This window comes from Streptomyces sp. NPDC002911 (assembly GCF_053591835.1).
The window spans coordinates 287698-309624 of the sequence record NZ_JBSFUO010000009.1 but is presented as its reverse complement, the minus strand read 5'-3'; the positions used below and the strand labels follow the sequence as shown (position 1 = coordinate 309624).

The window sequence follows — 21927 nt, the reverse complement described above, 5'->3', positions numbered from 1 at the left end:
ATCTGCAGGAGGCGCCGGCATGGCCGGCGGAACCGTCAAGTGGTTCGACGCCGAAAAGGGCTTCGGGTTCATCCAGCAGGACGGCGGCGGCCCGGTGCCGTTCCCACCCCGGGGCCCGACTCATCGAGTCGCTGCTTCACGAGTGATTTTGAGCAAGGAGAGAACACGGGATGGGACTTCGCGCACAGGTACGTACGCGGGACGGCTGGGCCGTCCAGCACGCGGTCGTGACGGTGACCGACATGACGGGCACCCAGGTGCTCCGGGCCGACGCCGACGAGAACGGTGCCGTCCGCACCGAGGACCACCTGTCGGCCGGCGCGTACACGGTGATCGTCACGGCGGTGGGTTACGCCCCCGCCGCGTCCACCGCGCTCGTCACGGCCAGCGGGCGGGTCGAGGCCGGGACCGTGGTGCTGGCCCGGCAGGGCGGCGTGGAAATGCCGCCTCCGGGAACCTGGTCTCTGGACCCGGTGCACTCCTCGGTGGCCGCGGTCGCACAGCACCTGGGGATCTCCAGCGTGCACGGCCGGTTCACCGAATTCGGCGGCCGTATCGAGATCGCCGAGGACGTCCAGCACTCCCGGGTGGAGGCCTTCATCGCCTCCACCAGCATCGACACGGGCAACGCCATGCGGGACAAGCACCTGCGCTCGGCGGACTTCCTGGACGTGGAGACGTTCCCGGAGATCAGCTACCGTTCCCGTGCGCTGGCGCCGGCCGGACCCGACCGCTGGACGGTGCACGGCCTGCTCACGATGCACGGCATCGCGCGGGAAGTCGACCTCGACCTCAGCTACCTTGGCACCGGGCCCGACCCGTGGGGTGGGGTGCGGGCGGCCTTCCACGCCACCGCTGAGCTGCGCCGCGACGACTTCGCCATGAACTACAACCAGGTGCTGCAGGCCGGCATCTCCGCGATCGGCACGACCCTGCGCGTCGAACTCGACATCCAGGCGGTCCAGGGTGATTTCATCCCGGGTTAGGACCGCCGGGCGGGTCTAGGGTGAGCCGTATGGCACCCAACATCGCGACCAACACCGCCGTGGAACTCGCGGAACTGCTGGACTTCGTGCGGCCCCGGCACCGGGCGATCCTGCTGACCACCCGGTCCGACGGCCGCCCCCAGGGTTCCCCGCTCACCTGCGGCGTCGACGGCGCGGGACGGATCGTCGTCTCGACCTATCCCGAGCGGGCCAAGACCCGTAATGCCAAGCGGGACCAGCGGGTCAGCCTGATCGTCCTGTCGGACGACTGGAACGGCCCGTGGGTCCAGGTCGACGGTTCGGCCGAGGTGATCGACTCACCGGATTCGGTCGAGCCCCTCGTCGAGTACTTCCGCACCATCTCCGGTGAGCACCCGGACTGGGACGAGTACCGGGCGGCGATGATCAAGCAGGGGAAGTCCATCATCCGGATCACTCCGGAGCGCTGGGGTCCGGTCGCCACCGGCGGCTTCCCCGCCCACCTGGCCGGCGGCAGCTGACCGTACGATGACGCCGCCCCACCCGGATCCGCTCGCGCGGGCCCGACTGCTGACCTCCCCGTCCGTGAGCCCGGCCGTGGTCCATGAGCTGGAACGGATCGCCGGGCGCCCGGCCGGCCCGGCGAGCGCCCCCGGGCCCGACCGCCCCTTCGTGTACGTGGGGGACGTGCTGCCCGAGGCGCTGCGGACCCCCCGGCTTCTGTGGTTCCACAGCGTCAACGCGGGTACGGACGCGCTGCTGGCCGCCGGGCCCTGGCCCGAAGGGGCCCTGCTGACGCGGACCGTGGGACGGATGGGCGAGCGGATCGCCCAGTACACGCTGGCTTGGGTCCTCGCCGAGTGCCAGTCCGTCCCGGAACACGCAGCACAGCACTCCAGGTCCGAGTGGCGCCGCCTCCCGTCCGAACTCGCCGCCGGGCAGACCGCCGTCGTCCACGGCACCGGGCGCATCGGCTCCGCGGTCGCCGGCCTGCTGCGGGCCTGCTCCGTGCGCACGGTGGGCGTGGGCCGCACTCCCCGTGCCGTACCGGCGGGCTTCGACCGGGTGGTCCTGGCCGGCTCGGAGGAGGAGACGACAGCCCTGGCGGAGGCCCGGTGGGTGGTGTCCACCCTGCCCCTGACCCGCGCCACGGAGCACTTCTTCGACGCCGCCCGGTTCTCCGCCATGCGGGACGCCACCTTCGTCAACGTGGGCCGGGGCGCGACCGTGGACATGGCGGCACTGGAGACCGCGCTGCACGGCGGGGCCGTGCGCCGGGCCGTGCTCGACGTGCTGCCGGACGAGCCCGCCGGCCCCGCTGACCGGGTCTGGCGGCTGCCGCGCACGGTGATCACGTCGCACTCGGCCGGCATCACTGCAGACGAGGATGTCGTCGCCGACTTCGAGTCCTGCTGGCAGGCGGTAGCGAAGGGGCGTACGCCCGCGCTGGCCGTGGACACCGGCCGCGGCTACTGAGAGCCCGGCCGGGCCCGGCGCACCCGGTCTACGGGCGGCGCGCCGCGCGTTCGCACGTCGCCTCGATGCCCGAGATCAAGAGGTCCAGTGCGAACGTGAAGTCCCGCTCGCGCATCTCTTCCACCGTCGCCCCGCCACGCGCGTCCATCAGGTTCTCCGAGGGCCGCATGGCCCGGTGGAGCTCCGGGTCCGCGCGGATCGTGCCCATCGCCCGCTCGAAGTACTCGTCCTGTGTGAGCCCGGCCTCCACCGTGCGCTGCACGAAGTGCCCCTCGGTGGTGCCGAATCCGTAGACGAACTGGAAGACGGCCGCCATCGCGCCCGTCTGTCGCTCCAGCGGCAGCCCGGTGGCCCGTACGACGTCCTGGACGGCGTACGAGAACAGCATCGAGTGCGGGCCGATGTTCAGAAAGCTGCCGATGAGCGCCGAGACCCAGGGATGGCGGACGAACATCTTCCGGTAACTGGTCGCCAGCTCGCGCAGCCGGCGGTGCCAGTCAGCGCCTTCCGGCGTGGCCGGGATCTCGCCGAAGACGGTGTCCAGGGCGAGTTCCAGCAGGTCGTCCTTGGTGTCGACGTACCAGTACAGGGACATCGCGGTGACATCCAGCTCGGCGGCGAGGCGGCGCATGGAGAACTTCGCGAGGCCGTCGGCGTCGAGCAGCCGGACACTCGCCGCCGTGATCCTGTCCCGGTCCAGGCCGGCCGGCTGGTCAGCCCTACGGGTGCGCGAAGGCGTCCGCCGGTCCAGCCACACGCTGACCCGGGAAGGGTTCTTCACACGGTCTGCCGCGGACCCCATGGCGCACGCTCCTTGTCTTGCGGTGGCACTGCTGCGTACCGGCAACCCTCGTCCGATGCTATGCCCGCCACCTGGGGTCCTCAGTCCGCTTCCGTACGCTCGGCCCTCCTCAGCAGGGCCGCGGCCAGCAGCCCACCGGCCAGGACCGCCGCCGCGCCGACCAGTTGGCTGGTCTCCAGTCCTGAGGCGAAGGCGTCCGTGATCCGCTCGCGGTCCGCCGCCCCGTCCGCCGCGGCGAGCGCGGCAGGCAGTGAGGCCGCCCCCGCGACCCCCGGTACGAGCGCCCCGAAACGGGAGTTGAGTACGGCGCCGAGCACCGCGACCCCGAGGCCGTTGCCGAACTCGGCGAGCGTGCCGTTCACCCCGGCGCCCACGCCCGCCTTCTCCGGCGGGATGGCACTCATGATCGCGTTGGCCATCGCGGGCATCGCGAACGCGACACCCGCACCCATGACGACCAGGCCCAGCAGCATGCCGCTGTAATCCCGCCCGCCCAGCAGCGCGATCGCGGTGAGCCCCGCGGCCAGCAGGCACATCCCGGTGGCGATGACGGTGGGCGTCCCCGTCTTCGCGACGAGCCTGGCACCGAGCCCCGTGAGGTTGAGCGCGACAACGGTGAGGGCGAGCGGGGCCGTACGCAGCCCGGCCTCGAGCGGCTCGTAGCCGAGGACGAACTGGAGGTGCTGGGTGAGCAGGAAGAGCGAGCCCGTCATGCCGAACGCGACGAGGACCACTCCCGCGACCGCGCCGGTGAACCGCTGGTTCCGGAAGAAGTGCATGTCCAGCATCGGACACGGGACATGGAGCTCCCACAGCACGAATGCGGTGAGCACCGCGATCCCGGCGAAGCCGGTCAGCAGGACCTGCGTCGAGCCCCAGCCGTGCTCCGGACCGGAGATGATCGCGTACACGATGGCTGTCATGCCGAGAGTGGAGAGCATCGCCCCGGCCAGGTCGGGGCGCTCGCCACGGGGGTTCTTGTACTCCGGGACGAGCCGGACGACGGCGATCAGGCCCAGGACCGCCACGGGGATGTTGATCAGGAAGATCGCCCCCCACCAGAAGTGGTTGAGCATCGCGCCGCCGAGCAGCGGCCCCGCGGCGAAACCCAGGGAGCTGACGGTGGACCAGATGCCGATCGCCTTGACGCGCTCGGTCTCGTCGAAGATCTGCACCACGACGGCGAGGGTGGTCGTCATCAGCAGCGCGCCTCCGACGCCCATCCCCGCCCGGGCGGCGATCAGCTGTCCGGAGGTCTGCGAGAGCCCCGCCGCCAGCGAGCCGACTCCGAACAGCGCGAGCCCCGCGACCAGCATCTTCTTGCGGCCGTAGCGGTCGGCGGAGCTGCCCGCGGTGAGCACGAGTCCCGACTGGACGAGCGCATAGGCGTTGATCATCCACTGCACGTCGGCGGTGGAGGCATGGAGGTCCGCCGTGAGCGAGGGGATCGCGACGTTCAGGACGGTGTTGTCGAGCAGCACGGTGAGCTGGGCGAGACAGATGACTCCGAGGATCAGCCAGCGCTGCGTATGGCCGTTCCGGGACGTGTGGTCGTTCTGCTCGGCGGCGGTCGCCGTCATGCGGACTCCTGATTCCGGTGCACTTGTACGGCGTACGGGAATTTTCCTCTACACCGTAGAGCACTTCCTGTACGCCGTACAACACATGATGGCTCTTTCCGTCCTCCACGTGCTTCTTGAACTGGGCGAGCGTCGGGGACGGGTCACTGCCGTGGAACCCGCCGATCGCCATCACCGGGTCGCCGGGCGGGGTGTGTGTGCGGGCGTTCGCGCGCAGGTTGACCAGCACCTGTTGGATCCTCGTCGGATCGGCGAGCACCGTCGCGGGCACCTCGGGCAGATCCAGCCGCCAGTGATGGGTCATGCCCGGGGCACCGCCGGGTGCGCGGTCCGCGACGCGGGCGTCGCTCACCGCGTCGATGACGAGCGGCGAGAGATCGGCGCTCTCGCACGAGAGCGGCCGACCCGCGTCGAGACGTGCCAGGAGGAGCAGGTCCTCGACCATGCCCGTCATCCGCTCCGCCTCGGACTCGATCCGCCCCAGGGCGTGCCGGGTGTCGGGCCCGGTGACCTCCCGGCCTCGCCGGGTCAGTTCGGCGTACCCACGGATCGAGGCGAGCGGTGTGCGCAGCTCGTGGCCGGCGTCGGCGACGAACTGGCGTACCCGCGTCTCGCTCTTCTGCCGCGCTTCCAGGGCGGAACCGACGTGTCCCAGCATCCGGTTGCGGGCCGCGCCGACCTGGCCGACCTCGGTACGCGGATCTGCCTCGGCATCCGGGACATGTTCGAGGAGGGCGACCTCGCCGCTGTGCAGCGGGAGTTCGGAGACCCTGGTCGCGGTGGCGGCCTCCCTGTGCAGCGGGCGCAGGGCGACGCCGACCACGGCGGCACCGGCGATCCCTGCGGCGACGAGTCCGGCGCAGGTGACGCAGACCTCGACGAGGATGAGGGTGGTGACCGCCTTGTCCACCTCGGCCGTGGGAATGCCGACCAGGACGGACATACCGTCGCTCGACAGGACGACCTTCACGCGGTAACTGCCGAGCCCTGGAAGTTCGACGTCATGGGGCTCGCCGTCCGGGCGGCCCCGGAGGCTTGGAGGGCGTCCTCCTGCGCGTCGGTCAGCTCCTCGGTGCTCTGCTGGGCATCCGAACCCCCGGCCACCTTCGAGACGGTGACGGAACCGTCGGTGACCACGGCACCGAACGTGTTGAACGGGCCGCCCCTGCCGACGAAGTCCAGCGGATCCTCGCCCTCCGGGCCGCCCGGGCGTGATTCAGCTCCGGAAGGCGATCACGGGGACCGAACCGATCACGGCGGCGACCACCGCGATGAGCGTGACCGCGTACACGACGAGCCGGGTCCGCAGCGTCCAGGGACGGTCCGCGCCGTACCTCCTGCTCACGGCGTCAGTCGCCGGGCTTGATGAGGTATCCCGCTCCGCGCCGGGTGTGGATCATCGGAGTGCGCCCCGCGTCGATCTTCTTGCGCAGGTAGGAGATGTACAGCTCGACCACGTTGGCCTGGCCGCCGAAGTCGTAGTTCCAGACCCGGTCGAGGATCTGTGCCTTGCTCAGCACCCGGCGCGGATTGCGCATCAGGAAGCGCAGCAGCTCGAACTCGGTCGCCGTGAGGTGGATCGAGTCGTCGCCCCGGCTCACCTCGTGACTGTCCTCGTCCAGCACCAGGTCACCCACGACGAGCGTCGACTCGCTGCGGACCGCGGCCGTACCGGAGCGGCGGATCAGCCCGCGCAGCCGCGCCACGACCTCCTCCAGGCTGAACGGCTTGGTGACGTAGTCGTCGCCGCCCGCCGTGAGCCCGGCGATCCGGTCCTCCACCGCGTCCCGCGCGGTCAGGAACAGCACAGGCACATCGTTGAGATCGCGCCGCAGCCGGCCGAGCACGGCCGGCCCGTCCATGTCGGGAAGCATCACATCGAGGATCACCGCGTCGGGGCGGAAGTCGCGCGCCGTACGCACGGCACCCGCCCCGTCCCCGGCGCTGCGCACCTCCCACCCCTCGTAGCGCAGGGCCATCGAGAGCAGCTCGGCCAGCGGAGCCTCGTCGTCCACGACCAGTACGCGGACGGGGCTGTGGTCGGCCCTGAGCAGTTCTGTACGCCCCTGGGGCGAGGTCGTCGTCATGGCTCAAGCCTGTGAGACGGCCGTGAGAATGAGCTTTCGCCTACCTGTGAATTCCCTGAGAAACGCGCCGGCGGACCGTCACTGCCGTCGGAACAGCAGCCGATGAGCGTACGGGTCCGGGATGTTCGGGACGTCCGTACCGAGCAGGATCCGGTCCCCCGGATCGGCGAGGCGAACGATCCGGCGACCATCTCAGAACAGCCCGTCCTGCACGCCACCGGTCCCCACGGCCACGGCTGGGACGTTCAGAACCGCCCGCGCGTCCGCACCCACCAGGTCCCAGCCGGTGACGAGCCGCGTGTCCAGCACGACGACCTCGCCGTCCACGGTCCCCAGATGCAGATCGGGCCCGGCCGCCGCCACCAGCCGCCCGGCCACCACGCCGCCGTCCACCAGTCCGGTCACCACCCGCGCCACCCGGCCCGCCCCGCCGAGCCCGAACACCCCGGCATGATCGACCGCCTCGAACGGGAGCCGCTCCAGCGCCTCCGGCCATCCGGCACCGCCCAGTGCAGCGGCCCGCCGGTACAGGGCTTCGATCTCGGCCGCCCGCTCCGCCGCCGCCGGCAACTCGTCGCGCACGGCGCGCTTGCGCGCGTACGGGATCCGGTCGGGCACCCCGAGCGCCGAGCGCAGCAGCTCCTCCGTACGCCGCGCGGCCATCAGCGGGCCGCGCCCCAGCCAGCTGAACACCACGGCCCCCTGTTCCCGCAGCCGTGCGGCGTCCCGTGCCTCCCCGGTGATCCCGACCTTGACCATGCCCGGCCCGAACCAGGCCAGGTAGACGCGGTACGTCCGCGGGTCGTCGGCGATCGTGTCCGCCGCCACCGAGTGCGCCCGGTCCAGCCGTGCGCACACCGCACACCGCGCCCCGGTACTCCGTACCGGCACCAGGGCCCCGACCGGGCACGGGTTGCCCCGCGCACCGAGGCAGTGCCGCTCCCCCTCAACCCGGAACCCGAGCTCCTTCCCGTACGCCAGGACGCTCACCCGCCCCTGCCCGGTCCCGTCGCTCCGCGCCCAGCCGAGCACGGGCTCGCCGTGGGGCCAGCGCAGCCCGGTACACCGCCAGCCGCTCACGCCACCCCTCTCAGCCCCATACGAACAGCGTAGAACCGCTACGTTTCTAGAGTGACATTCTAGAAAGTACTTCCACTTCAGTGCGTCGGCGATTCACACTGAACCGGGTCCTCAACGGAGATTCCCCTCTCGCTCACACCGCGCCAGGCCGCCGACGGCGCCGTCGTCACCGTCCCCCTGCCGACCGGCGCCACCCGCATCCGCATCCCGCCCTCCACGGACGGCGACCTCGTCCGGGCCCATGCCGGCGGCCGGGAGGTACTCCTGCGGATCCGGGTCTCCGGGCCGTCGAACGGCGTCAGGTGGCTGGCGGTACTCGGAGTGGCGACGGCCTTCGTGCTCGCGGTGGTGCTGGTCGACTCGACCGAGGACGACAGCAATTCGTCCACCGCCACACCCGGCGCCTCGGCCTACGCCCCCTACACCGACGCTCCGTACTCGGAGGACCCGAACGCCGAGGACCCCGCCGCCGTGGGAACCGAGGAGACCGAGGCCGCGGAGGAGACCGACGAGCCCGAGGACCCGTACACCGAGGATCCGTACGAGACAGCGACCGAAGAACCCGATCCGTACGAGTCCGGCACCTGCCTCAACGGGACCCTGCCGGATTCCACGACCGCGCAGGAGGTCAGCGGCGTCGACGAGGTGTCCTGCTCGGCGTCCGACGCCCACTATCAGGTGATCGAGACGATCCCCTCCACGTCGGACATGAGCAGGTGCGAGTCCGACTCCCGGACGCAGTACGCGTTCTCGTACCGCTACACCCTCAACGGGGCGACCCTCGACGAATACGTGTACTGCCTGGTCGGCCTGGGCTCCTACGCGCGCTGAGGGACGCCCGGCGTTAGGATCCGGGCCATGGCTCTGACGGCACACCACATGGACCGGTTCGAGGCCTTCATGCCCCGCCTGGAGGCCATCGCCTACCGTCTGCTCGGATCCGCGAGCGATGCCGAGGACGCCGTCCAGGACACGTTCCTGCGCTGGCAGGCCGCCGACATCGACCGCATCGAGGTACCCGAGGCCTGGCTGACGAAGGTCCTCACCAACCTGTGCCTCAACCAGCTCACCTCTGCCAGGGCCCGACGCGAGACCTACGTGGGCCAGTGGCTGCCGGAGCCGCTGCTCGCCGGAGACCCCATGCTCGGCCCGGCCGACACCGCCGAGCAGCGCGAATCCGTCTCGTACGCGGTCCTCGCCCTCATGGAGCGCCTCTCGCCGTACGAGCGGGCGGTGTACGTGCTGCGGGAAGCCTTCGACCACCCGCACCGGAAGATCGCGGAGATCCTCGACATCACCGAGGCTGCGAGCCAGCAGATCCTCCACCGCGCCAAGAAGCACCTGGCGGACGGCAGGGCCCGCGCCGAGATCGACGGGGCCGCCGCCCGGCGGATCGTCGAGGAGTTCCTCGAGGCCGCCACCAGCGGCCGGACCGAGCCGCTCGTTCGGCTCCTCACCGAGGACGCCGTCTCGATCGGCGACGGCGGCGGCAAGGTCCCGGCCCGCACCAAGGCGTTCGAAGGCGCCCTCGCGGTCGCGACGTTCATGCGGGGCCTGTTCAAATTCAGCAAGGCCTGGCGCGCCCTCGCCGGAGGCTCCCCGGGGATCTACTCCACGACGGCCAACGGCGCCCCGGCCCTCGTGGCGGTCCTCGACGGCCGGGTCATCGGCGTCATGTGCCTGCAGATCACTCCCGAGGGCATCGCCGCGTTCCGTAACCAGGTCAACCCCGACAAGCTCGAACGCGCGACCCGGCGGTGGGCCGCCACCGACCACGGGGAACCACTGCTCCACGCCTTCTGACGCCTTCCGCCTCCTCATCACGCCGATGTGGCCCGCCTCACAAAGCACTCCTGTCAGGAAACGGCGGGCTGCCCGGTTCAAGGGGCAGAACCGCGCGAGACAGGAGCAAGGAAATGAAGCACCGAATCATCGTCCTCGGAGCCGGGTACTCGGGAACCGTCGCGGCCGGCCGCCTCGCCAGGCGTCTGCACCGCGAAGACGTCGCCATCACCCTCGTCAACGCCGAGCCCGACTTCGTCGAGCGTGTCCGGATGCACCAGCTGGCGGCCGGTCAGGACCTCGGACACCGGCCCCTCGACGCGATGTTCGCGGGCACCGGCGTCGCCCTGAGGATCGGGAAGGTCACCGGCGTCGACGTCGAGCGCAGGACCGTCACCGTCATCGACGCGAACGGCGCCGAGGAGCTTGAGTACGACAGCCTCGTGTACGCCCTCGGCAGCGGCTGGAACACCCAGGGCGTCCCCGGCACCGCGGAGCACGCCCACGACATCGCCGGCCGCTCGGGAGCACTCCGGCTGCGCGAGCGCCTGGCCGGCCTGGACGCCGGCCGGCCCGTGGTCGTCGTGGGCGGCGGCCTCACCGGCCTGGAAGCCGCGACCGAGATCGCCGAGTCCCGCCCGGACCTCGACGTCGCACTCGTCGCCCGGGGCACGCTCGGTGACTGGCTCTCACCGAAGGGCCGCCGGCACCTGCGGAAGGTCTGCGACGACCTGGGCGTCACGGTGCACGAGAAGACCGCCGTCACCGGTGTCGAGGCCGACCGGGTCGCCACCGCCGACGGTACGTCCCTCCCCGCCGCGGTCACCGTGTGGACCACCGGCTTCACGGTCCATCCGATCGCGAAGGCCACCACCCTGGAAGTCACCGGCACGGGCCAGATCGTGGTCGACGGGACCATGCGCTCGGTCTCGCACCCCGACGTGTACGCCGTCGGCGACGCCGCCATGGCGATGGGCCCGGGCGACAAGCCGCTGCGGATGTCGTGCGCCACGGGCGGCCCTACCGCATGGCAGAGTGCCGACGCCCTGGCGGCACGCCTGACCGGCGGGAAGCTCCCGAACATCCCGCTCCGCTACTTCAACCAGTGCATCTCGCTGGGCCGCAGGGAAGGCCTCATCCAGTACGTCACCGCCGACGACCGAGCCGTCCGGGCAGCCCTGACCGGACGTTTCGCCGCCCTTTACAAGGAGCTGATCTGCAAGGGCGCGGCCTGGAGCGTCGCCAAGCCGACGCTCGGAATCCCGACCCGGCGCCGCCGCGTGGTGCGGGCAGGAGCCCCGACCACGGCGGTCACCGAGACGTCGGCCTGACCCGGCCGGGCGTGGGCGTGTTGCCGCCCACGCAAATGGCCGGAGGCCCTCAGGATTTCTCCTGAGGGCCTCCGGCCTGCTGTGCACTCGGCAGGATTCGAACCTGCAACCTTCTGATCCGTAGTCAGATGCTCTATCCGTTAAGCTACGAGTGCTTGTCCTCGGCGTGAACCTCGGTCCCGCTCCCCGGACTTTTCTGCCCGGTCGGCGTTGCGAGAACAACATTACATGACCTGTGCCGTGACGCGAAATCCATTAGCCAAACCGCCTCTGGCCTGCGAAAACACCGTTCTGAGGCAGGTTTCCCGGACTGGATACGACCGAAGCCCCGCGCCGGGGGCACGGGGCTTCGTGATCTTGCGGAGGCGGAGGGATTTGAACCCTCGATGGGCTTTAAGACCCAAACCGCATTAGCAGTGCGGCGCCATAGACCGGACTAGGCGACGCCTCCAGCACACCCCGCGCGAGCGGGTGGTGCGTGCAGATGATGACACAGACGAGCGCGCTGTCACCAATCGCCGCCCAGGTTACTAGGCAGGTGGGCGGCTAGGCAAAGCGCCCTGCGGTGGGCGTTCAGGTGACCTTCGCCGTACGGCTGTCCCGGTCGGCCCTCCATGAGTTGCGCAACGTGCGGGCGTAAGGAGCGTTAGAGAGGACGAGAGGGCTCCGCCCTCCGTCCGTCACCCGATGTGCCCGGCGCTCGCCCGACACGGCGCGCGTACCCGGAACAAGCCGGCGCGCTTCCGGCGCGTCAGAACAACAGGAGCCCCGCATGCTTCGCCGTCTCACCCTCACCGCCGTCGCGTCCCTCGCCGCGCTGTCCGCCGCCGTACCCGCCGCCACAGCCGCGTCCCCTCTGGTGCCGCTGCCTCCGCTCCCCGTACTCCAGGAGGTATGGCCGACGGCGCAGGCCAACACGCAGACCCGGCTCACCGTGACGGTCTCGGAGTCCGGCAATCCGACGGCCGACGGGACCTTCGAGCTGCGGTGCGGCCCGGCGGGCGGCAGCCACCCGGCCGCGCAGCGTGCCTGCGACCTGCTGGACGCGGCCGCGGAGTCGGGGGGCAACCCCTTCGTGGCCACGGACCGGAACGCCATGTGCACCCAGCAGGCCGGTGGGCCCGCCGCCGCCCGGGTGCAGGGCACCTGGAAGGGGGAGGCCGTCGACGCGCGGTTCAGCCGGGCCAACGGCTGCGAGATCTCGCGCTGGAACAGCCTCGTGCCGGTGCTCCCCTCCGCGCGGTAGCCGGTTCGGCGGGGTGCGCGCCCCTCCGCGCTGTAGCCGGTTCGGCGGGGCGTGCGCCGGGACTTCGGCCGAGCCGGACGGCGCGCACCGGGGCGCGTACAGGCCGCTCCAGAGGCCTGCACGCCGCCCGCCCGGGGGTACTTCAGGCGGTCTCCAGGCGGACGCCGGAACGTATCGGCGCACGTCAGAGGGGGCGCACACGGTCATACCATGGACCACCGGCGTACACCGTGTGCACAGAACCTTGGTGAGAGCTCCCCCTCATCCGCCGCCCGCCATGCACTCCCTGCCTTTAGACTTCTCCAGTGACAGCCTGAGGCCCGAGGGGCAGGATGGGGCCCGCTGTCGGCAAGGTGCGGTATTCAGGGAGGAAGCGTCTCGTGAGCAGCAGGCCATCCCGAGGCACTGCTCGCCTCGCAGCCATACTCGACGCCCTCCCGGACGGGCTCCTGCTCGTCAACTGCAACGGCACGGTCGTCAACGCCAACACCATCGCCCTCGAGCTGTTCGAGACCCCGGGCACCGCGCTCGTGGGGCGCGGACTGCTCGATCTGCTTCCGGAGTTCGACTCCAGACTGATCCCGGGGTCGATGCGCAGGCCGGACGCTGCGGACGAGCAGGGCAGGACCAAGCCGACGCGGATGACCGCGCGCCGGACCGACGGCACCGAGTACCCCGTCGAGGTCACCAGTGCGTCCCTGGACAGCGGCCACGCGGGTTACAACGACATAAACTCCAGCTACACCGGCGACGAGCTGCTCATGCTGGTCGTACGGGATCTCTCCGGCACCGTCGACACCGAGGCCGAGCTGGCCCGTTCGCAGCGCCAGACCGAGATGATCCTGCGGGCCGCCTCCGAGGGTGTCGTCGGTACGGACATGGACGGCCGGGTCGTCCTGGTCAACCCCGCCGCCGCACAGATCCTCGGCTTCCGCGCCAGCGACCTCGGCGGCAAGGAACTGCACACGCTGATCCTGCACTCGCGGGCGGACGGCGAGCCGTTCCCGTACGACGGGTCTCCGCTCGCGGACACGCTCAAGTCCGGCCGGAAGCACCGGGTACGCGGCCAGGTGCTCTGGTCCAAGAGCGGTGCCCAGGTACCGGTGGACCTGACGACCGCCCCGGTGCGCGACGGGGATCAGCTGGTCGGCGCCGTCATGACGTTCACCGACCGCAGGCCCTACGACGAACTGGCCCAGCAGCACACCGAAGAGGTCTCGGGGCTGACCGAACGGCACGCCGCCGAGATCGCCGAGCTCACCGCGAGCCACCGGGCCGAAGTGGCCGCGCTCACCGAAGAGCACGCGGCCGAGACCGCCGACCGGACCGAGCGGTACGCCTCCGAGCTGGAGGAGCAGGCGGAGCGTCTCACCGGCCTCGGCGCGCGGCACACCCAGCTGACCGCCGTGCTGGGCGAGTCCCTGCGCGGGCCGCTGGAGGAGTTGCGGGGCGAACTCTCGGCCCTCGCCGCCGATCCGGCAGGCCAGCTCTGGCCCGAGGCCAACCAGATCCTGCACCACCTCGCCGCCGGCTATGCGCGCATGACGACGCTCGTCGACAACGTGTTGAGCTACCAGCGCCTGGACGAGGGCACCGAGGAACTCGTCAAGCAGACGGTGCTGCTCGACTCCGTGGTGGCTGCGGGCATCGACGGTGCGGTCGAGCTGATCGGTCCGGGACGTGCGCAGTTCGCGGTGCACGCACCGCCGATCGAGGCCGAGGTCGACGCGGGCCGGCTGATCACGGCGCTCGCCCACCTCGTCGCCGACGTGGCCGGTGTGGACTCGACCGGCAAGGCCCGGACGGTGCCGGGCGGCGGTTACGTCGACTCCACGATCGTCGTGGCCGCTGCGCAGCGCGGTGAGGTCGTACGGATCGAGGTGCGTGGGCCGTTCGCAGGGGGCGACCCCGTGCACGTGCCGATCGTGCGCGGGATCGTACGCGCGCACGGCGGTGTGCTCCAGACGCACGAGATGCCCGGGCTGAGCGGCAGCGCGTACGTCCTGGAGGTACCGCTCGGCACGGGCGCCGGGACCGTCGCGCCCGAGCAGCCCCCGCTACCCGAGGAAGCCGCCGTACCCGTACCCGAGCCCGTACCCGAGCCCTCTCCCCAGCCCACGCAGGGCGGCCGGCGGCGGGCTCGCAGGGGGTCGACGGACGCGTTCCTGGACAGCCCCCTCGACGCGGGAGCGGCCGCTCCGGAGTCCGGTGACATCGCGGCCGCGGAGCCGACCGGTCGGCGCAGGGCACGCCGTGCGTCCACTGACCCGCAGGAACAGCAGCAGGAACAGGACATGACCCCGCCTCAGCGGAGCGAGGGATCCGGTCGCAGGCGCGGCCGGCCCAGCCCGGCGGAGACGGGTGCGGAAACAGCGGCCGAGCAGCCCCGGCAGGCGCTGGCGCTCCCCGCGGCGGCCTCCGCTCCCTCGGAGGGGTCGGTGGTCACGGCGGCCGAGGGTGCGCAGGGAGGTGGCGGCCGCCCGCAGCGCGGGCAGACGGTGCCGCCCCAGGGCGTGCCGCAGAACGCCTCCGGGCGTCAGGGCGGCGGCAGCCGGCCCGCGCTGCCCGCCCTCCCCTCGCCCGACGCCCGTGGGCCGCAGGAGCAGCCACAGCCGGAGCAGTCGGCACAGCAGCCCGGAGGGCGACGGGCTCGCCGGGCTCTCGCCGCGGCGCAGGAACGCGCCGCGGTGGCCGAGCCCTCGGGACCTCGTACGGCCTTCGCGCTGCCGCCCGCGGCGGCGGACCGGATGCCGCCTACGGCTCCGGGCACGCCTGTCGTAGCACCGCCGTCCGCTGCCTCACCGGCCGCGGCCGCCGCGCAGCCGATCCCGGCCCCCGCCATGCCCCAGCCGGTCCCGGCCCCCTCCGGTGCTCAGCCGCTCCCGGCCGGGGAAGGGCCGTTGCCCGAGCGCCACGACGCCGCACGCACCGATCCGGACGCGGACCACACCGCGCCGCAGCCGCCCCCCGTGCCGTCCGGCCGCCGGAGGGCACGGTCCGCTGAGGCGCCGGAGCCGCAGGCCCGGCCGGGCCACCCCGTTCCCGGGCAGCCGCTGCCCGCCGTCCCTCCGCAGCCCGACTGGGCACAGGGCGACACCTCCCTGCAGGGGCCCACCGTCCGGGTACCCGAAGACGACATGGACCCGGCGGGTGACGAGTCCTGGGCAGGCCAGGGCAGCACCACACACACCACGGGCACCGTCGCCGCCACGGCCGGTCCCGCACCCGCGCAGGAGCCCGCGGCGCCCGCACCGGAGCCGCATCCGGCCGACAGCGACGCGCCGGCCTCCGTCCCTGACGCGCGGCACCGGCCGCTGCCGACCGAGGAGCCCATGCCGGCGTCCTCGGATTCGACCCAGGGCCGTGCGTTCAGCGTCCGGACGCTGGGTCAGGGCGTGCCCTTCGCGCAGCACCTCGCGCATCAGCAGAACCAGACGCTCGGCGGTGCCGGGCGGCGCCGTAAGCTCGCGGCCCCGCCCGAGGCCGAAGGGCTGGCCCCGTCGGCCATGGCTCCCGTGCCGCCGCAGCCCGTCCCGGCCCCTGGCCCGCCGCAGCCCGGCGACGCCCATGGAAGCACCGTGCAGGGTTCCGGCTCCGGTCAGCTGCTGTCCCCGCCCGCGTCCGAGGGGCGTTCCTACGCGATCGGGGCCCCCGACGAAGGCGCCGAGGGGCCGGAGCCGCTGGACGGTCCCGGTGGCGCCGTCGAGGTGGCCAACCGCCCGCAGCCGCAGCCCGTCGACGACGAACTGCCGCCGGAGCCGCTGGACAATCCGCGCCGGCTGCTCGTCTGGCCGGCCCCGGACGTCTCCACCCAGCAGGCCCTCAGCGACCGCGGCTACCGTCCGGTGATCGTGCACTCCCGCGAGGAGGTCGACGCTCAGATCGCGGCGTTCCCCGCCGCGCTGTTCGTCGACCCCCTGACGGGCCCGATCACCCGTACAGCACTGCAGTCACTGCGTCAGGCGGCCGTGGCGGCCGAGGTCCCGGTGCTGGTGACGGCCGGTCTGGGGCAGGCGACCAGGGAAGCGGCGTACGGCGCCGACCCGGCCGTGCTCCTCAAGGCGCTCGCCCCGCGCGACAGCGAGCAGCATCCGCCGAGGGTCCTGGTGATCGAGGAGCACGAGGAGATCGCCCTGGCGCTGACGGAGACGCTGGAGCGGCGGGGCATGCAGGTCGCGCGGGCGTCGGGCGACAGCGAGGCGGTCGATCTCGCCACCCGGGTGCGGCCCAATCTGGTCGTGATGGACCTGATGCAGGTGCGCCGTCGGCGCGCCGGGATCATCGACTGGCTCCGCGCGAACGGCTCGCTGAACCACACACCGCTGGTCGTCTACACCTCGGCCGGCATGGAGGAGTCGGACCTGCCGAGGCTCGCCTCCGGTGAGACGGTGCTCTTCCTCGCCGAGCGCTCCACGAGCGACGAGGTACAGTCCCGGATCGTGGATCTGCTGGCGAAGATAGGGACGAACTGACGCCCGGACGCCATCGGGCGCCGACGACGAGGTCGGTACGAGAACACACGAGGGCGGTACGGAAGGTTCCGTACCGCCCTCGTGTGCCGTGATCCGGCTCAGAGCTGCGTGATGTGCGGCTCAGAGCTGCGTGATGTCCAGCTCACCGTCGGCGTACTGCCTGCGGATCACCTTCTTGTCGAACTTGCCCACGCTCGTCTTCGGCACCGACGGAACGATCGTCCAGCGCTCGGGCAGCTGCCACCTGGCCACCGACTGGGCGAGGAAGGTCCTGAGCGCCGCGTGGTCGGCGGTGGCGCCCTCCTTGAGGACGACGGTCGCGAGGGGGCGTTCGCCCCACTTCTCGTCGGGGACGGCCACGACCGCGGCCTCGGCCACATCCGGGTGCGCCATGATCGCGTTCTCCAGATCGACACTGGAGATCCACTCGCCGCCGGACTTGATGACGTCCTTGGCCCGGTCGGTCAGCGTGAGGTAACCCTCGTCGCTGATCACACCGACGTCGCCGGTCTTCAGCCAGCCGTCCTCGCTGAACTTGTCCTCGGGGCGCAGCTCCCCGCCGTCCGCACCGCCGTAGTACGCACCGGCGATCCAGGGACCGCGGACCTCCAGCTCGCCCGCGGACTCGCCGTCCCACGGCAGGTGTTCGCCTCCGGGGCCGGTCAGACGCGCCTCGACACCCGCCGGGAAACGGCCCTGGGTGACGCGGTACGGCCACTCCTGCTCTTCGGTCAGTCCCGCCGGCGGGTTGGACATGGTACCGAGCGGCGAAGTCTCCGTCATGCCCCAGGCGTGGCAGAGGCGGACGCCGAGCTTGTCGTACGCCTCCATCAGGGAGGGCGGACAGGCGGCGCCGCCGATCGTGACGCGGGCCATGGAGGAAAGGTCCCGCGGCTTCGCTGTGACCTCGGCCAGCAGCCCCTGCCAGATGGTGGGAACGGCCGCGGCGTGCGAGGGCCGCTCCTGTTCGATCATGTCGGCGAGCGGAGCCGCCTGCAGGAAACGGTCGGGCATCAGCATGTTGACGCCGGTCATGAACGTCGCATGGGGCAGCCCCCACGCATTCACGTGAAATTGCGGCACGACCACCAGGGTCGTGTCCTTGTCGGTCAGCCCCATCGACTCGGCCATGTTGACCTGCATGGAGTGCAGGTAGACGGAGCGGTGGGAGTAGACGACGCCCTTGGGGTCACCCGTGGTCCCGGAGGTGTAGCACATGGCGGCTGCCTGGCGTTCGTCCAGATCGGGCCAGGCGTAGGAGGTGGGTCGGCCGGCGATCAGCTCCTCGTACTCGTGCACCCGGGGCACGGCACCGTCGAGCACGGAGCGGTCGCCGGGGCCGGACACCACCACGTGCTCGAGGGAGGGCAGATGCGGGAGCAGCGGCGCGAGCAACGGCAGCAGCGAACCGTTGACGAGGACGACCTTGTCGTCGGCGTGGCCGACGATCCAGATCAGCTGCTCGGCGGGGAGCCGCAGGTTGAGCGTGTGCAGCACGGCGCCCATCGAGGGGATCGCCAGGTACGCCTCGACATGCTCGGCGTTGTTCCACATGAGGGTGGCGACACGCTGGTCGCCGTCGACACCCAGCTCGTCGCGCAGGGCATGCGCCAGTTGCGCGGCGCGCCTGCCGATGTCGGCGAAACTGCGCCGGTGCGGCTCCGGGTCACCGGTCCAGGTCGTCACCTGCGACTTCCCGTGGATGGTCATCCCATGGGTCAGGATGCGGGTCACAGTCAGCGGTACGTCCTGCATGGTGCTGAGCACGGCGTCCTCCCGGTGGGCGCTACGCGGCAGTGTGGGTGCGCTGATTCTGCTCACATACCAAGCGGTATGTCACTACTCACGGGCGTGCGAATCGGTGTCGGCCGTCAGAACCGCGCTGCGGAACGGCTGGGGAACGACGTGGGGGCGGCAGCGGGAGGCCGACGCGAAGGCTGCGGATCGCCCGCCGGTCACCGGACCGGGCTGAGCTCCGGATCCTGGCGGAGCTTCCCGAGCGCCCGCGACACGGCGCTCTTGACCGTACCGACGGACACGCCCAGGACCTCGGCCGTCTGGGCCTCACTGAGGTCCTCGTAGTACCTCAGGACGACCATTGCCCTCTGACGGTCCGGGAGCTTGAGCACAGCACGCCACATCGCGTCATGCAGTGACTGCTGCTCGGCCGGGTCCGGCGCGGGTGCGGCCTCCTTCTCGGGCAGCTCCTCGCAGGCGAACTCGTCGACCTTGCGCTTGCGCCACTGCGAGGTGCGGGTGTTCACCAGGGCCCGGCGGACGTATCCGTCGAGCGCGCGGTGATCCTCGATCCGCTCCCAGGCGACGTACGTCTTGGTGAGGGCGGTCTGCAGCAGGTCCTCGGCGTCGCTCGGGTTCGCGGTGAGGGACCGTGCGGTCCGCAGCAGTACGGGGCCCCGGGCCCGCACGTACGACGAGAACGACGGATAGCGGCGGTGTCCGGCGGAGGCAGCGGCCGCCCGGGAGGCGCCGGTGCAGACTGGCGTGGTCATAACTCCACGCTAGGAGCGGGCCCGGACGAGGGGATCGGCCCCAGGTGTCGAAGCCAGGTCCGCCTCAGGTCGTAGGGGGCGGGCGGGCCCCACCTCCTGAAGGTGGAGACGCGGTCAACCCAGCTCGGGGTCCTCACCCCCGAGGGCCCGCGCCTTCACGTACGGAAGCGGCCCGCGCCCCGGCGGCACGCCGCCGCCGCGCGGGCCGCCCCGCTCAGCTCACCAGAGCGGCGTGAAGGTCACCGCGACGATGTCCGTGGACTGGTCGATCACCGTGAAGGCCGATCCGTTCACCTGGGCCGAGTTGCTGTGGTTGGAGGCACCAAGGCCGACGGCCTGCTGCTGGGACGTGGACGAATTGCCGGAGTTGTTCCCTCCGGCACCGCCGGATCCGATGGTCGCCACCGCCGCGTTCGATCCGTCGTTCGCGAACGAACCGTTGTCGGCCATCGCGACCCCTCCGAACAGGGCGGCGGTGAGAGGCAGAGCGGCGACTACGGCGAGGGCGCGAGCGGTACGGATACTTGCCATGTCAATTTCCTCCAGAAACCGAAGATGCGGCTTGATACGGCTGGTTCCGAAGCGGTTGGCCGACCACCTCGGTGCTGGTCACGACGTCGCGGGAGCAAAACTGCCCACCACATCCCCGGCGAACCACCCACGAGGCCCGATTCCCCCGCACGTATGAGGAACACCCGATAAACCTCCCGTACGAGAAAAGGCATTCCGCCTCGAGCGCATCCGACCCCCTTCCCTTCTTCGAACGCTTGTACGAAAATAGCTCCATGGTCACCACCGCCCGGCAGACCGCCACCCTGGCCCTGGCCCACGCGCTCTCCGCCGCCGAGCGCGGGCTCCCCGTCTTCCCGCTGTCCGCCACCAAGCTCCCCGCCCTCCGCTCACCGCACCGCGACGAGGACCCGCCCGTACGGTGCCGGGGCGCCTGCGGACTGCCCGGCCACGGCGTCCACGACGCCACCACCGACCCGGCCGCCGTCCGCGCGCTCTTCGCCGCAGCGCCCAGGGCCACCGGATACGGCATCGCCTGCGGACGGCCGCCGCACCGTCTCATCGGCATCGATCTCGACACCACCCACGGCAACGACAGCGTCGCCGCTCTCCAGCACCTGGCCCTCCAGCACCTGTTCACCATCCCGGCCACCGTCACGGTGCTCACACCCAGCGGCGGTCGGCACCTCTGGCTGACGGGCCCGTCCGGCGTCTCCGTGCCCAACTCCGCAGGCCGCCTCGCTCCCGGCATCGACGTACGCGCAGCGGGCGGCTACCTGGTCGGCCCCGGTTCCGTCACGGCCCACGGCAGATACCGGCTGGCTCCCGGCACGGCCCACCTGACACCGGCCCCCTGCCCTCGCGCCCTCCTGCGCCTGCTCACGCCCCCGCCACGCCCCCACCACCCCACCGGCCGAACCTCCCCAGCCCCGCAGGGGCAGGGGCTGGTCCAGTTCGTGCGCGACGCACACGAGGGGCAGCGCAACACCCGTCTGTTCTGGGCGGCTTGCCGCGCGTACGAACACGGCTTCGGCGACGATCTCGCGAACGCCCTCACCGACGCGGCGATCGGCACGGGCCTCACCGAACAGGAGGCACGCGCCGCCATCGCCTCGGCCGCCCGCCTGACCACCCCGCGGCGGAACCCCTGACGGACGCCCCTTCCACGACGCCCCCCAAGCTCCGGAAGGTCCGAGTTCATCGGATGTGCGCGACGCCTGCCGGCAAAGGATGGCGAGCTCGAGCGGTCAGTCACTCTGTGGCTGGCCGTAGAGCTGCGCCGGGTCGCCGGCGAGGGCGGCCTTGACGAAGCGGCTGGGGTCGTCGACCAGCACCTCGATGGCTCCCGCCTGTACGCCGTCGAGGGCGGCGCGTGCGACGTCCGCCGGGTCGACCTTGGGCGTGTCGCGTCCCGCCATCATGTCGGTGTCTGCGGCCCCCAGATGTACGCCTTGAACGAGGGTCTTCCGGTCGGCCAGCTCGACGCGTACGCCGTTGGTCATGTTCCACTCCGCGGCCTTGGCCACCGAGTACGACCCAGACCCTTCGCCGGTGGCCACCCACGACAGCACGGAGAGAACGTTCACGATCGCGCCGCCGCCGTTGGAGGCCAGGGCCGGGGCGAAGGCGCGGATGACCCTCAGGGTGCCGAAGAGGTGCGTCTCCAGGTCCAGCCGGATCAGGTCCAGGTCGCTGGTCAGGAGGTCGGCGCCCGTGGTGATGCCGGCGTTGTTCACCAACAGCGTCACGTCCGGCGCCGCTGCTGCCGCCTGTGAGATCGATTCCTCGTCCAGCAGGTCCAGATACAGCGGCACGACCCGCGGGTCCCGGATGCTGATCGACTCCGGGTGGCGAGCGGACGCGTAGACCTTCACAGCTCCGCGCTCCAGCAGCTGCTCGACAAAGCGTCGGCCGATCCCGCGATTGGCCCCGGTCACGAGTGCGGTGGAACCGGCAATGTCCATGGTCGTTCCCTTTCCCGGGCGGGCGTACGGTTCGGTCCCGCTCCGTGTCGCCTACGCTAAAACCTGACGTCGGCGTGAAGTGCAAGTCGGCGGGCGGCGACAGCACGAAGAGAAGGAGTCGC

17 protein-coding genes, 2 tRNA genes and 3 pseudogenes are annotated in these 21927 nt (G+C 71.4%); 10 read left to right on the top strand and 12 right to left on the bottom strand.

Annotated features, from left to right (window positions below; translation table 11 throughout):
- Positions 1-19: 19 nt before the first annotated feature.
- The 4 genes and pseudogenes from ACWD04_RS17555 to ACWD04_RS17540 all read left to right on the top strand — a co-directional run.
- Positions 20-103 (top strand): annotated as a pseudogene (locus ACWD04_RS17555) (cold-shock protein); the annotation flags it as partial.
- 67 nt (positions 104-170) lie between these two features.
- The gene (locus tag ACWD04_RS17550) at positions 171-986 is read left to right on the top strand and encodes a YceI family protein (RefSeq protein ID WP_451132772.1); all 816 of its coding nucleotides are present in this window, start codon (positions 171-173) and stop codon (positions 984-986) included.
- A 29-nt stretch (positions 987-1015) separates the two neighbouring features.
- On the top strand, positions 1016-1486 hold the full coding sequence (locus ACWD04_RS17545) for a PPOX class F420-dependent oxidoreductase (protein WP_451132770.1): 471 nt from the start codon (positions 1016-1018) through the stop codon (positions 1484-1486).
- Positions 1487-1493: 7 nt separating this feature from the next.
- Positions 1494-2441, top strand: a complete 948-nt coding sequence (locus ACWD04_RS17540; RefSeq protein WP_451132768.1) for an NAD(P)-dependent oxidoreductase — start codon at positions 1494-1496, stop codon at positions 2439-2441.
- Between the two features lie 28 nt (positions 2442-2469).
- Here the strand turns inward: ACWD04_RS17540 and ACWD04_RS17535 are convergent, their stop codons facing one another.
- From ACWD04_RS17535 to ACWD04_RS17510, 6 genes and pseudogenes are all read right to left on the bottom strand, one after another.
- The gene (locus ACWD04_RS17535) at positions 2470-3243 is read right to left on the bottom strand and encodes a TetR/AcrR family transcriptional regulator (RefSeq protein WP_451132795.1); all 774 of its coding nucleotides are present in this window, start codon (positions 3241-3243) and stop codon (positions 2470-2472) included.
- Positions 3244-3323: 80 nt separating this feature from the next.
- Complete coding sequence (locus ACWD04_RS17530) at positions 3324-4823, bottom strand: MFS transporter (RefSeq protein WP_451132766.1); 1500 nt, start codon at positions 4821-4823, stop codon at positions 3324-3326.
- A 124-nt stretch (positions 4824-4947) separates the two neighbouring features.
- Positions 4948-4995 (bottom strand): annotated as a pseudogene (locus tag ACWD04_RS17525) (glycosyl transferase); the annotation flags it as partial.
- A pseudogene (locus tag ACWD04_RS17520) lies at positions 4996-6168 on the bottom strand (sensor histidine kinase); the annotation flags it as partial.
- A 4-nt stretch (positions 6169-6172) separates the two neighbouring features.
- Positions 6173-6910, bottom strand: a complete 738-nt coding sequence (locus tag ACWD04_RS17515; RefSeq protein ID WP_451132764.1) for a response regulator transcription factor — start codon at positions 6908-6910, stop codon at positions 6173-6175.
- A gap of 192 nt (positions 6911-7102) precedes the next feature.
- Positions 7103-7990, bottom strand: coding sequence for a DUF2797 domain-containing protein (locus tag ACWD04_RS17510; protein WP_451132762.1), 888 nt, complete (start codon positions 7988-7990; stop codon positions 7103-7105).
- Positions 7991-8311: 321 nt separating this feature from the next.
- On the opposite strand from ACWD04_RS17510, the gene ACWD04_RS17505 reads away from it, so the two are divergent.
- From ACWD04_RS17505 to ACWD04_RS17495, 3 genes are all read left to right on the top strand, one after another.
- Positions 8312-8821 carry an LppU/SCO3897 family protein gene (locus ACWD04_RS17505; protein WP_451132760.1) on the top strand — a complete coding sequence of 170 codons (510 nt, stop codon included), beginning with the start codon at positions 8312-8314 and terminating at the stop codon, positions 8819-8821.
- A 27-nt stretch (positions 8822-8848) separates the two neighbouring features.
- Positions 8849-9793 (top strand): RNA polymerase sigma factor SigJ, encoded by a 945-nt coding sequence (gene sigJ, locus ACWD04_RS17500; RefSeq protein ID WP_451132758.1) that lies wholly within the window; start codon positions 8849-8851, stop codon positions 9791-9793.
- Between the two features lie 113 nt (positions 9794-9906).
- A complete protein-coding gene (locus ACWD04_RS17495) occupies positions 9907-11103 on the top strand; it encodes an NAD(P)/FAD-dependent oxidoreductase (protein WP_451132756.1) in 1197 nt (398 codons plus the stop codon).
- A gap of 82 nt (positions 11104-11185) precedes the next feature.
- Here the strand turns inward: ACWD04_RS17495 and ACWD04_RS17490 are convergent.
- Positions 11186-11258: transfer RNA gene (locus ACWD04_RS17490), tRNA-Arg, on the bottom strand.
- A gap of 205 nt (positions 11259-11463) precedes the next feature.
- A tRNA-Ser gene (locus ACWD04_RS17485) sits at positions 11464-11554 on the bottom strand.
- A gap of 321 nt (positions 11555-11875) precedes the next feature.
- Between ACWD04_RS17485 and ACWD04_RS17480 the strand changes: the two genes are divergently transcribed.
- Together ACWD04_RS17480 and ACWD04_RS17475 are read left to right on the top strand one after the other, a co-directional pair.
- The gene (locus ACWD04_RS17480) at positions 11876-12349 is read left to right on the top strand and encodes an SSI family serine proteinase inhibitor (RefSeq protein ID WP_451132754.1); all 474 of its coding nucleotides are present in this window, start codon (positions 11876-11878) and stop codon (positions 12347-12349) included.
- A gap of 380 nt (positions 12350-12729) precedes the next feature.
- A complete protein-coding gene (locus ACWD04_RS17475; protein ID WP_451132752.1) occupies positions 12730-16821 on the top strand; it encodes a PAS domain-containing protein in 4092 nt (1363 codons plus the stop codon).
- A 120-nt stretch (positions 16822-16941) separates the two neighbouring features.
- Here ACWD04_RS17475 and ACWD04_RS17470 read toward each other — a convergent pair whose 3' ends face one another.
- The 3 genes from ACWD04_RS17470 to ACWD04_RS17460 form a co-directional block, all read right to left on the bottom strand.
- Complete coding sequence (locus tag ACWD04_RS17470; protein ID WP_451132793.1) at positions 16942-18588, bottom strand: long-chain fatty acid--CoA ligase; 1647 nt, start codon at positions 18586-18588, stop codon at positions 16942-16944.
- A 188-nt stretch (positions 18589-18776) separates the two neighbouring features.
- A complete protein-coding gene (locus ACWD04_RS17465; protein WP_451132750.1) occupies positions 18777-19331 on the bottom strand; it encodes a SigE family RNA polymerase sigma factor in 555 nt (184 codons plus the stop codon).
- A gap of 219 nt (positions 19332-19550) precedes the next feature.
- Positions 19551-19862 carry a hypothetical protein gene (locus ACWD04_RS17460; RefSeq protein ID WP_451132748.1) on the bottom strand — a complete coding sequence of 104 codons (312 nt, stop codon included), beginning with the start codon at positions 19860-19862 and terminating at the stop codon, positions 19551-19553.
- Positions 19863-20116: 254 nt separating this feature from the next.
- Here ACWD04_RS17460 and ACWD04_RS17455 point away from each other — a divergent pair, with 254 nt between their 5' ends.
- Positions 20117-20992 (top strand): bifunctional DNA primase/polymerase, encoded by an 876-nt coding sequence (locus ACWD04_RS17455; RefSeq protein ID WP_451132746.1) that lies wholly within the window; start codon positions 20117-20119, stop codon positions 20990-20992.
- Between the two features lie 96 nt (positions 20993-21088).
- Here ACWD04_RS17455 and ACWD04_RS17450 read toward each other — a convergent pair whose 3' ends face one another.
- The gene (locus tag ACWD04_RS17450; RefSeq protein ID WP_451132744.1) at positions 21089-21805 is read right to left on the bottom strand and encodes an SDR family oxidoreductase; all 717 of its coding nucleotides are present in this window, start codon (positions 21803-21805) and stop codon (positions 21089-21091) included.
- Between the last annotated feature and the right edge of the window lie 122 nt (positions 21806-21927).